This is a genomic window from Intrasporangium sp. (genome assembly GCF_035688975.1).
Taxonomy (GTDB): Bacteria; Actinomycetota; Actinomycetes; order Actinomycetales; family Dermatophilaceae; genus CALMNV01.
The window spans coordinates 1-12,494 of record NZ_DASSMH010000123.1 but is presented as its reverse complement, the minus strand read 5'-3'; the positions used below and the strand labels follow the sequence as shown (position 1 = coordinate 12,494).

Sequence of the window (12,494 nt, the reverse complement as noted above, 5' to 3'; positions counted from 1 at the left end):
CGTCAGGGCCGCACGGTCGCTTGGGCTGAGCAGCGTGCAGCTCTTCCGGAAGGTCGTCCTCCCGTCGGCGGTGCCCACCATCTTCACGGGGATCCGCATGGGCGGCACCGCGTCGATCCTCGTCCTCATCGCGGCCGAGATGGTGGGCGCCAAGGCAGGGCTGGGATACCTGATCGTCAACTCCCAGAGCAGCTTTCAGATCACCGACATGTATGCCGGGATCCTCACCGTCTCGCTCTTCGGCCTCTTCGTGAACACGGCACTCGTGCGTCTCGAGCAGCACTTCTCACGATGGCGCGCCGGTTCGCAATCTCGCTGACCCCCTACGACCCGCAAGGACTGAGCACCATGAGCACCAGGCCCAGACAGCTGCACCTCAACGCGTTTCTCATGGCCAACGGCCACCACGAGGCGGCGTGGCGCCACCCCGACGTCACGCCCAGCGCGTCGCTCACCCTCCAGCACTACGTCGACATCGCGAGGACGGCTGAGCGCGGCCGGCTCGACTCGATCTTCTTCGCCGATGGGATGGCCCTGCACGGAAACGTGAAGCACAACACGCACAGCGCCTTCGAGCCGCTCACGCTGCTCTCCGCCCTGGCCGCGTCCACGACGTCCATCGGCCTCATCGCCACCGCGTCGACGTCCTACAACCACCCCTACACCCTCGCCCGGGCCTTCGCCTCCCTCGACCACCTGAGCGGTGGGCGCGCAGGGTGGAACATCGTCACGAGCGCCGGGCGGGACGAGGCGTGCAACTTCGGCCTGCCCGACCGACCGGACCACGCGGAGCGGTACGCCCGGGCCATCGAGTTCGTCCAGGTTGCCAAGGCGCTCTGGGACTCCTTCGACGACGACGCGGTGGTCGCCGACAAGGCGTCCGGGATCTTTGCCGACACCGACCGCATCTCGCCGATCAACCACCGGGGCGAGCACTTCCGGGTGCGAGGACCGCTGAACATCCGCCGTCCCGTGCAGGGCCACCCGCTCCTGGTGCAGGCCGGCTCCAGCGAGACCGGCAGGGAGTACGCCGCGCGGTTCGCCGAGGCGGTCTTCACCGCCCAGCGGACCTTTGAGGAGGGCCAGGCGTTCTACGCGGACGTGAAGTCGCGGCTCGCGGCATACGGGCGTCACCCCGACGAGCTGCTCGTTCTGCCCGGCATCAGCCCGGTCCTGGGGCGCACCGAGCGGGAGGCAAGGGAGCGCGAGGCGGAGCTGAACAGCCTCATCACCCCCGCGTACGGGCTTGCCCAGCTGTCGGCGATGCTCGACATCGAGCTCTCCGAGCGGGACCTCGATGCACCGCTTCCGCCGGTGGGCGGCAGCACCGAGGGCAACCAGAGCCGGCGCCAGCTCGTCCTCGACCTCGCCGCGCGCGAGCAGCTCTCCGTGCGCCAGCTTCTCGAGCGGCTGGCCGGCGGTCGCGGCCACCGCGTCGTCGCGGGCACGCCGAGCCAGGTCGCCGACGAGATCCAGCACTGGTTCGAGCACGGCGCCGCCGACGGTTTCAACGTCATGCCGCCCACCCTGCCGGGCGGCCTGGACGACTTCGTCGACCACGTCGTCCCAGAGTTGCAGCGCCGAGGCCTGTTCCGCACGGAGTACACCGGCGCCACGTTGCGCGAGCACTACGACCTTCCCAGACCCGTCAACCCCAACCGCCTCACATCCAGCAAGGAGAACGCAGCATGACCACCATCGCCACCGACCGCATCGCCCGCAAGCTCACGGGGCGCATCGGCGCCGAGATCGCAGGCGTCGACGTCTCCGCCGAGCTCGACGCGGACACCATCGACTTTCTCAACCGTGCCCTGCTCGAGCACAAGGCCCTCGTCTTCCGGGGGGCGCCGCTCTCGAAGGAGCAGCAGGAGCGCTTCGCCGCGCACCTGGGCGACCTCACGACGGCCCACCCCACCCTCGCGGCGGAAGCGGGTGCCCCACGCGTGCTGCCGGTCGACAGCGAGCGGGGCGTGGCCAACCACTGGCACACCGACGTCACCTTCGTGCGGTCCCCGCCCAAGGTCACCACCCTGGTGAGCAAGGTCGTGCCGCCCTACGGCGGGGAGACGCTGATCGCCAACACCGCCGCTGCGTATCGCGACCTCCCGGAGCCGCTGCGGCAGCTGGCCGACTCGCTCTGGGCCATCCACACCAACGACTACGACTACGCCCAGCCGGAGGAGGCGCTCGACCAGCGGGCGAGGGAGAACCGGGCGCAGTTCACCTCCCTCACCTACCGGACCGCCCACCCGGTGGTCCGCGTCCACCCTGAGACCGGGGAGAAGGGACTGTTCCTGGGCGGCTTCGTCCAGCGGATCGTCGGGCTTTCCGCCGGTGAGAGCCGCGACATCGTCAGGCTGCTCCAGTCCTACGTCACCCGTCCGGAGAACGTCCTGCGGGTGGCCTGGGAGCCCGACCAGCTCGTCGTGTTCGACAACCGGGTCACCCAGCACTACGCGATCGACAACTACGACGGCCGGCCGCGCCGCCTCAACCGCGTGACCGTTGCGGGCGACGTGCCAGTGGGCTCGACCGGGGAGCGCAGTCGCGTTCTCGAGGGCGACTCGTCGCACTACACGCCCTCCAGCTGACGTAGGCCGAGACCTCCGGAGACGCCGGCCAGCCTCGGGGGTGCTGGCCGGCGTCTCTCCCGTGGCCCAGTCGCGGGGGGTGAGCTCATCCCCGCCGTTTGTGCACTTTTGGTCCCGCACGGAGACATCACGGATACCGTCGATGGAGTTCCGCAGGCCGCCCACTCACAGTCGAGGGAGCGATGATGTCGCTGACCGAGTCCCTGACCGCCGAGGTGTCGAGACGTGCGCTCCTGCGCGGCGTGGGCGGGAGCGCGGCGCTGCTGGCCGTGGGTGCCGCCGCCGCCACGCCGCCATGGTCGCAGCTGCAGCAGCGCATGGCCGGGACGCTCTACGTCAAGGGCTCGAGCGGGTATGCCGCGGTCGCGCATGGCTACAACCCGCGGTTCGACGCGGTGTGGCCGTCGGCGGTCGCGCGGTGCGTGTCGGCTGCGGACGTGTCGGCGGCGGTGACCTTCGCCAGCTCGAATGCCGTGCCGTTCACCGTCCGCTCCGGCGGGCATGCCCTGACCGGATGGTCGACGGGCACCGGACTCGTGATCGACACCACCCTCATCTCGCGAGTGACCGTCGACTCGGCATCCGCAACCGCGACCGTCGGCGCCGGAGCCCGGCTCATCGACGTCTACCAGAGGGTCTCGAGCGCCGGCCTGGCGCTGCCCGGGGGCACGTGCGGCAGCGTCGGGATCTCCGGTCTCGCGATGGGCGGGGGCATCGGTGCTCTGACGCGCCCGTGGGGGCTGACCTGCGACCAGCTGACCGCAGCCACCGTCGTCTTCGCGGACGGGTCGGTCAAGCAGGTCTCGGCGTCCCGCTGGCCGGGGCTCTTCTGGGCGCTGCGGGGCGGCGGGGGAGGGTCCTTCGGTGTCGCGACCTCCTTCACCTTCCGGCTGCGCCCCGCGCCGACCTTCCAGGTCTACTCGATGTCCTACCCGATGGCGGCCGCCGCTGCGGTCGTCGCCGGCTACCAGTCCTTCATCGCCACCGCGGACGCCCGGCTCCACTGCGAGCTCGCCTTCCGGGCGACGCCCTCGACGGGCAGCACGACCCTTGCCGTCACCGGCACGTGGATCGGCTCGGCCTCGGCCCTCACGACCCAGCTGAGCGCCCTCATCGCGCGCATCGGCGTCCAGCCGTCGTCCCGCTCCGTCAGCTCGCAGAGCTACTTCACCGCGATGCTCAACGAGGCACAGTGCACGTCATACGCGACGTGCCACCTGCCGCCCGAAGGGTCGATCCCACGGGTGCCGTCCGCCGGGGCGTCGACCATGGTCTACCAGCCGCTCCCCAGTGACGCCATCGCGAAGCTCATCCAGCAGGTCAAGGCCGGACTGAGCGTCACCAACGCGACGTGGACGGGTTGCACCGTGGTCGGGCTGGGCGGAGCCGTGCGGAGCACGACGACGAGCGACTCCGCCTACGGCCACCGCAACGCCCTGATGATGCTGCACTATCTGGCTCGCTGGCCAAGCAGGACCCCGCCGCTGGACGGGGCGCCGTTCGACGCCTACGTCAGAGGCTTCCGGGCCGCGATGGCGCCGTGGTGTGGCACGGCGGCCTACGTCAACTACCTGGACAGCGCGATCGCGGACTACGGCAACGCCTACTGGCCCGGCACCTATGCGCAGCTGCAGACGGTCAAGCGGGGCGTCGACCCTGCCAACCTCTTCCGTTTCGCGCAGTCGGTGCGCGGCTGAGCCGAGCGCTGCCTCAGGGCGTCAGGGCCTGGGTGCACAGCGTGCGCACCGCGGTCTCGTCGCCGGTGATGACCACGCGCGGGTCGTCCGGCGCGATCCGCCTCCACAGCAGCAGCAGCAGCGCCTCGGCCGCGCCTTCCACCATGCCGACCGGCTCCACTCCCAAGTGGGGGACGCCCCCCGACAGGGGGATGCGGTGCCCGTCCGCCACGAGGTGGACGACGGAGGGAAACGGCGCGAGCCGACCGAGGCGCACCTGCCGCGGCACGAACATCGTGACGACCTCGTCGATCCCGTCCAGCGCGACGTCCTCGGCAATGCCGGCCTCAGCGCCGGTGGACATGGCCGCGTCCCAGCGGTGCAGCGTGGTCTCGTGGGCCTGCCTGCGCATCCAGAAGCCCGCCTGGCCAGGGGGAGCGAAGGTCCAGCATGGTCGGGCCGGGTCGACCGACCGCAGGGTCTGGACCAGCTCGCCCGCGCCCTCGACGAACCAGCGGTGCCGCTCCTCCGGGTCGTCGGGAGCGACCGGCTCCTCGCCCCGGCCCACCAGGACGGCATGCCGTGCCCACCGGTGCACGCCGCCCAGGTGCGCGGCGAGATCCGCCAGCGTCCACCCCGGGCATCCCGGGACGGGGGTCGCGGGGTCGGCCGACCGGATGATGTCGGCGAAGGCGGCAGCCTCGGCCTCCAGCACGTCGACGCAGCGGTCCGCTTCCACGAGCCGACCCTACTTGGCCGCCCACGTCGTCGGTGTGCCCGCCGCTGCTGGTGCTGGCGCGCGTTGAGGGCTTGAATGGGTCGAGACGCCGGTATGCCGTGTCGAGGACCGGTGCACGCGGCGCGACGGAGCGTCGTGGTGTCGGATCGCGGAGGTGCAGGGTGAGCGACCGGGAAGACCTGCTGGCCTGGGTGGACTCGCGCCTCCGGGACGCCGAGATCGCCCTGCACAACGGCGACGCCGGCCCCCGCCTGGCCGTCTGGTCCCGCCACGAGCCGGTCACGGTCCTCGGCGCCTGGATGTCCGCCACCGGGCGGCAGGACGTCGGCGAGCTCTTCGTCCGGCTGGCGGCCGGCTTCTCGGACTGCCGGTCCCACATCCACGAGGTCGTGGCGGCGGAAGTGGTGGGGGACCTCGCCTACACCGTCGGCTTCGAGCACACCGAGGCCTCGGTCGACGGGGCGCCGCGCAGCTACTCGCTCCGGGTCACGCAGGTCTACCGCCGTGAGGACGGCGAGTGGAAGGTCGCCCACCGGCACGCGGACACGATGCCGGACGGCCAGCAACGGCCGCCCCAGCCCGACTGATCAGGGCGCTGGCAGGATGGGGGGATGAGCACCGACGTCCCGCTCTCGCTGCCGACCCCGTCGCCGCTCGGCGACTTCCTGCGGGCGCGACGCCTCCAGCTGGCGCCCGAGGACGTGGGCATCCGGCGGGAGAAGGGCCGTCGCCCCAAGGGCCTGCGCCAGGAGGAGGTCGCCGAGCTCGCCGACATCTCCGTCGCCTACTACGGCTTCATCGAGCGAGGCCGCGACCTGCGCCCGAGTCGCGCCGTGCTCGACGCGCTGGCTCGCGCGCTGCGGCTCCCCGCGGACGAGCGCGCGCACCTGCACTCGCTCGCCAAGCGCGGGCCGGCCCGCAGGGCCGCCGAGCCGGAGGAGTTGACGGACGAGGTCGAGGAGCTGCTCGAGGCACTCGACCCCAACCCGGCATACGTCGTCGGCGCTCGCTGGGACGTCCTCGGCGGGAACCACGCGGCACGGCGGCTGTTCTGCGACTGGCACGCCAAACCGAGCAAGCGCGAGCGCAACCTGCTCTACTTCTACTGCTGTGACCCGGGTGCGCGCAGCCTCTTCGCCGACTGGCAGCAGGAGGCCGCCGACCAGCTGGCCCTCTTCCGCGAGGCCTATGCCCGTCATCCCGACGACGCGTCTTTCGACGCCGTCCTCGACGCGGTCTTCTCGGACAACCCGGAGGCCCAGGAGTGGTGGGAGCGGCACGACAGCGACCCGAAACGTGGGCGCACCAAGCGGATCCGGCTCGACGACGGCTCCGTCGTCCAGCTCCGTCAGCTCATCCTCCACGTCGCGGACGACCCGGAGATCCGGGTCATCACGTATTTCGCCGACGTGGACGGCGACCTCGACGATGTCGAGTTCGACTCGTAGGCAAGGGAATCCGAGCCCGTACGCCGGTCAGCGGCGCCGGCGGCGGCGTGACGTGCCGAAGAGGCTGCGGGTGATCTCCCGGCCGATGACCGTGCCGGCGGAGCGCAGCATCGACCGGAAGGCCGACGACGAGGCCACCTTCTCGATGACGCTCGGCTCCTCCTTGGCCGGGCGCGCGGCCGGCTCCGCGGCGGGCTCGGACGACGTCGCCGGGGTGGGCTCCTCGTCGGCGGTGGGCGCCGCCTTGAGACGGCGGGCGAGCAGCTCGTAGGCGGACTCGCGGTCGAGCACGGCGGCATACCTCGCGCCGATCGACGACGCGGCGATGACGGCGTCGACGGTTGCCTGGGGGGACGGGTCCATGAGCGAGTTCGGCGCCTTCATCCGCGTCCAGGCCACCGGGGTCGGCACGCCCCGGTCCGACAGGACGGTGACCACCGCCTCGCCGATGCCGAGCGACGTGAGCAGCTCCTCCAGGTCGTATGCCGTGTGCGGGTAGGTGGCGATCGCCTGCTTGAGCGCCTTGGCGTCGTCGGGGGTGTAGGCGCGCAGGGCGTGCTGGACCCGGTTGCCGAGCTGCGCGAGCACCCCGGGGGGCACGTCCTTGGGCGACTGCGTCACGAAGAAGACGCCGACGCCCTTGGAACGGATGAGCCGCACGGTCTGCTCGATGGCCTGCAGGAACGCCTTGCTCGCGTCGGAGAAGAGCAGGTGTGCCTCGTCGAAGAAGAAGACGAGCTTCGGCCTGTCGAGGTCGCCCTCCTCGGGCAGGTCGTGGAAGAGGTCGGCGAGCAGCCACATGAGGAAGGTCGAGAACAGCTGCGGCCGGTCCTGCACCTGGGGCAGCTCCAGGACGGAGATGAGGCCCCGGCCGTCGGGCGCCGTGCGGAGCAGGTCGGCGGTGTCGAACTCGGGCTCGCCGAAGAAGGCGGCGGCACCTTGGTCCTCGAACGTGATGAGCGAGCGGAGGATGACCCCCGCCGTGGCGCTCGACAGGCCGCCGAGCGCCTTGAGGTCCGCCTTGCCCTCGTCGGACGTGAGGTGCGTGATGACGGCGCGCAGGTCCTTGAGGTCGAGCAGCGCGAGGCCGTTCTTGTCGGCGTAGTGGAAGACGAGGCCGAGGCTGGACTCCTGGGTGTCGTTGAGCCCGAGCACCTTGGACAGCAGCGTCGGCCCGAAGGAGGTGATGGTGGCGCGGATCGGGATGCCGCTGCCGCGGCCGCCGAGGGAGAAGAACTCCGTGGGGTATGCCGTGGGCGTCCACGGCATACCGACCTCGGCCGCCCGGGCGGTGACCTTGTCGCTCTCCTCGCCGGGTGTCGCGAGGCCGGAGAGGTCGCCCTTGATGTCGGCGAGGAAGACGGGGACGCCCTGCTCGGCCAGCTGCTCGGCCATCAGCTGGAGCGTCTTCGTCTTGCCGGTGCCGGTCGCGCCGGCCACGAGCCCGTGCCGGGTGAGCGAGGCGAGCGGCACCTGGACCGGGGCGTCCGGGTGCGCCTGCCCGTCGATGACGGCGGCGCCGAGCCGGAGCACGCCTCCGTCGAAGGCGTAGCCCTCGCGGATGTCGTCGAGCTGGGTCGGGCCTGCGGCGGGTGCGTCAGTCACCTCCCGCACTCTAGTGACCGCTCGCTCCCCGGGGTGGGCAGGCGGGACCGCCTATGCTGGCCCGGTGATCTTCAAGGCCGTCGGCGACTCTCGCCCCTATCCCGAGCACGGGCTCGAGAGCGCGAAGGACTGGTCCGGCGTGCCGCCCCGCGTGGTGCAGCTCGGGGAGCTCATCACCACCAAGAGCACGCTGGACCTGCGCAACCTCCTCGCTGACGACTCGACCTTCTACGGCGACCTCTTCCCCCACTGCGTCGAGTGGGAGGGCAACCTCTACCTCGAGGACGGCCTGCACCGCGCCCTGCGCGCCGCGCTGCAGCAGCGTCCCGTCCTGCACGCCCGGGTTCTCGTACTCTCCTGAGGGACACCAGGCAGCGCGGACACCGGATGGAGGGGCCATGGGCCAGGTCACGGACGACCCCGGACGACGGCGGCGCCTGCGTCGGCAGGGGCGGGCCGCCGTGACGATCCTGCTCGTGCTGGCCGGTCTCGCCGCCGCGTTCTACTACGCCAACTCCTACTTCCAGCGGACGGCTCCCAAGGCGGCGCCATGCATGACCGTGCCCACGGCCCCCGACCTGGCCCCGCGCGACGTCTCGCTGCGGGTCTACAACTCGACGGAGCGTGCCGGGCTGGCCGCAGCGACGGCCAAGGTCGCGGCCTCCCGCGGGTTCCGGGTCAAGCAGGTGGCCAACGACCCGCTCAACCGCACCATCGGGGCGCCGGCGGAGATCCGCTACGGCAAGGCCGGCGAGGCCTCCGCCAAGGTGGTCGCCAGGCACGTCCCCGGAGCCGCGCTCAAGCCCGACCAGCGTGGGGACGACAGCGTGGACCTCGTGCTCGGCAACGGATGGAAGGCCTTCGGGCCCGTGCCCGCGCCGGTCACGGCGACGCCGACCCCGGTGCCGTGTCCATCGTCCAGCGCAAAGCCCTGACCGACGGTCCCACGCCCGCGCGGCGGACGCCCCCCTCATCCCAGCTCCGGCGCCTCCAGGTGGGCGGCCTAGGCCGGCGCCGCGGCAGGCTCGAGCAGGGCGCTGAGGAGCCAGTCGACCGCCTCGCCCGCCGTCCACCCGGAGGGGTGCTCGGCCAGGAGCCGGCGCGGCCCGGTGAGGTCCTGGCCCAAGGTGACGGCCACCGGCTCGTCGTAGCCGTCCTTGCGGTGCTGCCCCAGGCCGACGTTGGCCATGAGGGCGTTGCACAGGCACTTGCGCCCGGTCGTCTCGTCGGGGGTGCCGCCCTTGCGGACGTAGGCGTCGACGGGTTCGCCGGGGCACCGGTAGCCCACCGACCCGTCGGGGCGCTCGTAGGGCTGGCGCAGGTAGGACAGGTCGCACCGGCGCGACCGTGCGGCATACACCGCCTCGTCCGAGGCCGTGCCGTCGAGGAGGGCGAGCTTGAAAGGAAAGCCGGTCGGCGACGCCAGCGGGTCGTTCAGCACGGTGAGGTCGCCGGCCGCGAGCTCCTCCACCAGCCGCCGACGCAGGGCCGGGGTGAGCCCGGACTCCTCGCACAGCGCGAAGAGGCTTCCCACCTGGACGCCCGCGGCGCCGGCCGCACGGGCCTGCGCCACCCGCTCGGGCGTGCTGTAGGCACCGGCCACCCAGAACGGCAGACCGAGCCGTGCGATCGCGGCCAGGTCCGCGTCGTCGCGTGCGCCGTAGACCGGCTGGCCCTCCTCGTCCAGGACCAGCCTCCCGCGTGGAGGGGCGCTGTGGCCGCCGGCGAGCGGGCCCTCCACGACGAACCCGTCCGGCCGGGTGGCCTCGTCGCGGCACAGGTAGGCCGCCAGGCTGGGAAGCGAGACGACCGCGAGGAAGCTCGGCCGGGTCAGGGGCGGCAGGTGGGCTCCGAGGAGCGCCACCGGGTCGAGGGTCGTCGTGCGGGGGCGCGTGGAGCCGTGGACCTCGACCGTCAGGGCCACCGGTTCGCCCGCGGCGAGGCCGGTCAGGAGCCGGGGGACCTCACGGGGGATCCCGGCCCCCATGAGGACGTAGTCGACTCCGGCGACCATCGCGCCGAGCAGCACCGACGGCGTGGCCATCTGGACCTTCTCGAGCAGGTTGATGCCGACGGGGCCGTCGTGGTCCTCCTTGGCCAGCCAGACGTGGGCGAAGGTGCCCAGCACCGCCAGCTCGACGGCATCCGGGGTCGGGGAGATGGTCAGCGTCGGGTTGGGCCGGTAGGGGGCTCCCTGCGGCCGGCCGCCGTCGCGGAAGTACCTGCCCAGCACCCGCTCGGCCATCGCCTGGTCGGGGAAGGCGGCCAGCGCCCGGCGCAGGTGGCCGCCGGCGTCACCGTCCTGCAGCCGTCGGGCCAGGACCGCGTCGAGCGCGGTCCCCGACACCACCCCGAGCTGACCGCGCCGGGACACCTCGCGGGCGAGGCGCCAGGAGGACACGTCGACCCCCATGCCGCCCTGGATGATGACGGGGGTGGTGGTGCTGGTCATGGAGACCTCCGGTAGCCCGATCTGCGTACCCCGAGGCTACGGGGGCGGGTCCTCAGCCGTTCGCGAGGGTGGCGAGAAGCACAGCCTTGATCGTGTGCATGCGGTTCTCGGCCTGGTCGAAGACGATGGAGGCGGCCGACTCGAACACCTCGTCGGTGACCTCGAGCTCCTCCAGGCCGAACTGCTCCTTGACGTCCTGCCCGACCTTCGTCTCGAGGTCGTGGAAGGCCGGCAGGCAGTGCATGAACTTCACGCGAGGGTTTCCCGTCCGCGCCAGCATCCCGGCGTTGACCTGGTAGGGGGTCAGCAGCTCGATCCGCTCGGCCCACACCTGCCTGGGCTCGCCCATGGAGACCCACACGTCGGTGTGCAGGAAGTCGACGCCCGCGACCCCGGCGGCCACGTCGTCGGTGAGCAGGAGCCGCGCACCGGACTCGGCGGCATACCGCTGCGCGACGGCGACGACGTCACCGGCGGGCCACAGCGACTTCGGGGCGACGATGCGCACGTCCATGCCGAGCATCGCCCCGGTGACGAGGAGCGAGTTGCCCATGTTGAAACGGGCGTCGCCGACGTAGGCATAGGCGATCTCGTGGTCCGGCTTGCCGGCGTGCTCGCGCATCGTCAGGGCGTCGCAGAGCGACTGGGTCGGGTGCCACTCGTCGGTGAGGCCGTTCCAGACCGGCACGCCCGCATGGGCCGCGAGCGTCTCGACGACGGCCTGGCCGGCGCCGCGGTACTCGATCCCGTCGTAGAGCCGCCCGAGGACCCGGGCGGTGTCCTTGACCGACTCCTTGTGCCCGAGCTGCGACCCGGCCGGGTCGAGGTAGGTCGTGCTCGCCCCCTGGTCGGCCGCGGCGACCTCGAAGGCGCAGCGGGTCCGGGTCGAGGTCTTCTCGAAGATCAGGACGATGTTCCTGCCGACCAGACGGCGCTCCTCGCGCCCCGCACGCTTGGCCGCCTTGAGCTCGGCCGCGAGGTCGAGCAGGGCGCGGAACTCCTCGGGCGTGAGGTCGCTCTCCTTGAGGACGCTGCGGTGGCGCAGGGCGGCGAGGGTCATGAACGGTGCTTTCACTCGGGGAGGCGGTGACCCCCGGCGCGGGTGCGTCCGGGGGTCACCGTGTGGCGGAGGATGGGGGATTTGAACCCCCGAGGGTTTTATCCCAACACGATTTCCAATCGTGCGCACTAGGCCACTATGCGAATCCTCCGTGGGGGAGGCTACCGGAGCCGAGCCACGCCGGGAAAATCCGGGCGACCCCTGTCGGGAGTGCAGGCTCGGCAGCGGCACGAGGCCCGCGTTTTCGGCTGCCGCGGCGTGCGGCATACACTGACCGACGGCACCCCGCGTGGTGGTACCTCTCCGAACTCCCCCAGGGCAGGAATGCAGCAAGGGTAGGAGAGCTCTTCCAGGTACGCGGGGTGTCCCGTTTGCGGCCGACACGCCCACCGCCCAGCCGCAGCCGCCGAGCGCCGGCGCAGTAGTCTCTGGCGCCGGGTTCGCTTCTGCGCAAGACCTCGGGTATGCCGTGCCGATGTTCGCCATCGACCGTGGGGGCGTGCTTCACCGTCGAGAACGGGAACGCGAGCCCCACCTCGAGCGCAACCTTGCGCAGCTGGCCGGTCCGCCGCGCCAGGTGGCGGCCGACGACGAGCCGGCATTCGGTGAGGCGGCGTTGGGGGGAGCAACCTCGTGCACTCGATCAACGGCTACGTCTACGGCAACGGACCCCTCCCGGTGCTGGACGTGGGCCAGCGGGTGCGGTGGGACACCTTCAGCCTCGGCACCGAGGTCGACCTGCACACACCTCACTGGCACGGCCAGACGGTGGTGAACAACGGGATGCGCTACCGCGTCGTGGCCTGACGGGACGCCTCACTCCTTCCGGCCTGCGCGGGACGGCCCACGCCCGGCCCGCGGCCCAGCAGGTAGGTAGGGTCTGGGGCAACCCCACGGAAGGTCAGCAGCTGTGTCCGCCCCCG

General features: G+C 71.8%; 13 protein-coding genes, 1 tRNA gene and 1 other RNA gene. 10 read left to right on the top strand and 5 right to left on the bottom strand.

Annotated elements, in window-relative coordinates:
• From VFJ94_RS13125 to VFJ94_RS13110, 4 genes are all read left to right on the top strand, one after another.
• The coding region (locus VFJ94_RS13125; RefSeq protein WP_325004665.1) for an ABC transporter permease at positions 1-319 on the top strand (319 nt) is incomplete at its 5' end.
• Between the two features lie 29 nt (positions 320-348).
• On the top strand, positions 349-1,692 hold the full coding sequence (locus VFJ94_RS13120) for an LLM class flavin-dependent oxidoreductase (RefSeq protein ID WP_325004664.1): 1,344 nt from the start codon (positions 349-351) through the stop codon (positions 1,690-1,692).
• Entirely contained in the window at positions 1,689-2,591 is a 903-nt protein-coding gene (locus VFJ94_RS13115) for a TauD/TfdA dioxygenase family protein (protein WP_325004663.1), read from the top strand. Before VFJ94_RS13120 ends, VFJ94_RS13115 begins: the two co-directional genes overlap by 4 nt.
• Positions 2,592-2,776: 185 nt before the next feature.
• On the top strand, positions 2,777-4,288 hold the full coding sequence (locus tag VFJ94_RS13110) for an FAD-dependent oxidoreductase (protein ID WP_325004662.1): 1,512 nt from the start codon (positions 2,777-2,779) through the stop codon (positions 4,286-4,288).
• A gap of 13 nt (positions 4,289-4,301) precedes the next feature.
• On the opposite strand, the gene VFJ94_RS13105 is transcribed toward VFJ94_RS13110, so the two are convergent.
• A complete protein-coding gene (locus VFJ94_RS13105) occupies positions 4,302-5,006 on the bottom strand; it encodes a maleylpyruvate isomerase family mycothiol-dependent enzyme (RefSeq protein WP_325004661.1) in 705 nt (234 codons plus the stop codon).
• Positions 5,007-5,167: 161 nt separating this feature from the next.
• On the opposite strand from VFJ94_RS13105, the gene VFJ94_RS13100 reads away from it, so the two are divergent.
• Both VFJ94_RS13100 and VFJ94_RS13095 read left to right on the top strand, forming a co-directional pair.
• Positions 5,168-5,593 carry a nuclear transport factor 2 family protein gene (locus VFJ94_RS13100; protein ID WP_325004660.1) on the top strand — a complete coding sequence of 142 codons (426 nt, stop codon included), beginning with the start codon at positions 5,168-5,170 and terminating at the stop codon, positions 5,591-5,593.
• Positions 5,594-5,617: 24 nt separating this feature from the next.
• Positions 5,618-6,454 (top strand): helix-turn-helix transcriptional regulator, encoded by an 837-nt coding sequence (locus tag VFJ94_RS13095; protein WP_325004659.1) that lies wholly within the window; start codon positions 5,618-5,620, stop codon positions 6,452-6,454.
• A gap of 27 nt (positions 6,455-6,481) precedes the next feature.
• Here VFJ94_RS13095 and VFJ94_RS13090 read toward each other — a convergent pair whose 3' ends face one another.
• The gene (locus tag VFJ94_RS13090; protein ID WP_325004658.1) at positions 6,482-8,059 is read right to left on the bottom strand and encodes a helicase HerA-like domain-containing protein; all 1,578 of its coding nucleotides are present in this window, start codon (positions 8,057-8,059) and stop codon (positions 6,482-6,484) included.
• Positions 8,060-8,123: 64 nt separating this feature from the next.
• On the opposite strand from VFJ94_RS13090, the gene VFJ94_RS13085 reads away from it, so the two are divergent.
• Together VFJ94_RS13085 and VFJ94_RS13080 are read left to right on the top strand one after the other, a co-directional pair.
• On the top strand, positions 8,124-8,420 hold the full coding sequence (locus VFJ94_RS13085) for a type II toxin-antitoxin system VapB family antitoxin (RefSeq protein WP_325004657.1): 297 nt from the start codon (positions 8,124-8,126) through the stop codon (positions 8,418-8,420).
• Between the two features lie 37 nt (positions 8,421-8,457).
• Complete coding sequence (locus VFJ94_RS13080) at positions 8,458-8,994, top strand: LytR C-terminal domain-containing protein (protein WP_325004656.1); 537 nt, start codon at positions 8,458-8,460, stop codon at positions 8,992-8,994.
• Between the two features lie 68 nt (positions 8,995-9,062).
• On the opposite strand, the gene VFJ94_RS13075 is transcribed toward VFJ94_RS13080, so the two are convergent.
• The 3 genes from VFJ94_RS13075 to VFJ94_RS13065 form a co-directional block, all read right to left on the bottom strand.
• The gene (locus VFJ94_RS13075) at positions 9,063-10,511 is read right to left on the bottom strand and encodes a nitronate monooxygenase (protein ID WP_325004655.1); all 1,449 of its coding nucleotides are present in this window, start codon (positions 10,509-10,511) and stop codon (positions 9,063-9,065) included.
• 52 nt (positions 10,512-10,563) lie between these two features.
• The gene (gene argF / locus VFJ94_RS13070) at positions 10,564-11,571 is read right to left on the bottom strand and encodes an ornithine carbamoyltransferase (protein WP_325004654.1); all 1,008 of its coding nucleotides are present in this window, start codon (positions 11,569-11,571) and stop codon (positions 10,564-10,566) included.
• Between the two features lie 63 nt (positions 11,572-11,634).
• Positions 11,635-11,722, bottom strand: a tRNA-Ser gene (locus VFJ94_RS13065).
• 125 nt (positions 11,723-11,847) lie between these two features.
• Here VFJ94_RS13065 and ffs point away from each other — a divergent pair.
• Positions 11,848-11,946: signal recognition particle sRNA small type (ffs, locus tag VFJ94_RS13060), an RNA gene on the top strand.
• Positions 11,947-12,204: 258 nt separating this feature from the next.
• Positions 12,205-12,378 carry a hypothetical protein gene (locus tag VFJ94_RS13055; RefSeq protein ID WP_325004653.1) on the top strand — a complete coding sequence of 58 codons (174 nt, stop codon included), beginning with the start codon at positions 12,205-12,207 and terminating at the stop codon, positions 12,376-12,378.
• Positions 12,379-12,494 lie beyond the last annotated feature (116 nt).

Bases quoted from the DNA above. Each gene is read 5' to 3' on its own strand.
- VFJ94_RS13080 (WP_325004656.1), top strand. From the start codon at position 8,458: ATGGGCCAGGTCACGGACGACCCCGGACGACGGCGGCGCCTGCGTCGG.
- VFJ94_RS13095 (WP_325004659.1), top strand. From the start codon at position 5,618: ATGAGCACCGACGTCCCGCTCTCGCTGCCGACCCCGTCGCCGCTCGGC.
- VFJ94_RS13110 (WP_325004662.1), top strand. From the start codon at position 2,777: ATGTCGCTGACCGAGTCCCTGACCGCCGAGGTGTCGAGACGTGCGCTC.
- VFJ94_RS13115 (WP_325004663.1), top strand. From the start codon at position 1,689: ATGACCACCATCGCCACCGACCGCATCGCCCGCAAGCTCACGGGGCGC.
- argF (WP_325004654.1), bottom strand. From the start codon at position 11,571: ATGACCCTCGCCGCCCTGCGCCACCGCAGCGTCCTCAAGGAGAGCGAC.
- VFJ94_RS13120 (WP_325004664.1), top strand. From the start codon at position 349: ATGAGCACCAGGCCCAGACAGCTGCACCTCAACGCGTTTCTCATGGCC.
- VFJ94_RS13075 (WP_325004655.1), bottom strand. From the start codon at position 10,511: ATGACCAGCACCACCACCCCCGTCATCATCCAGGGCGGCATGGGGGTC.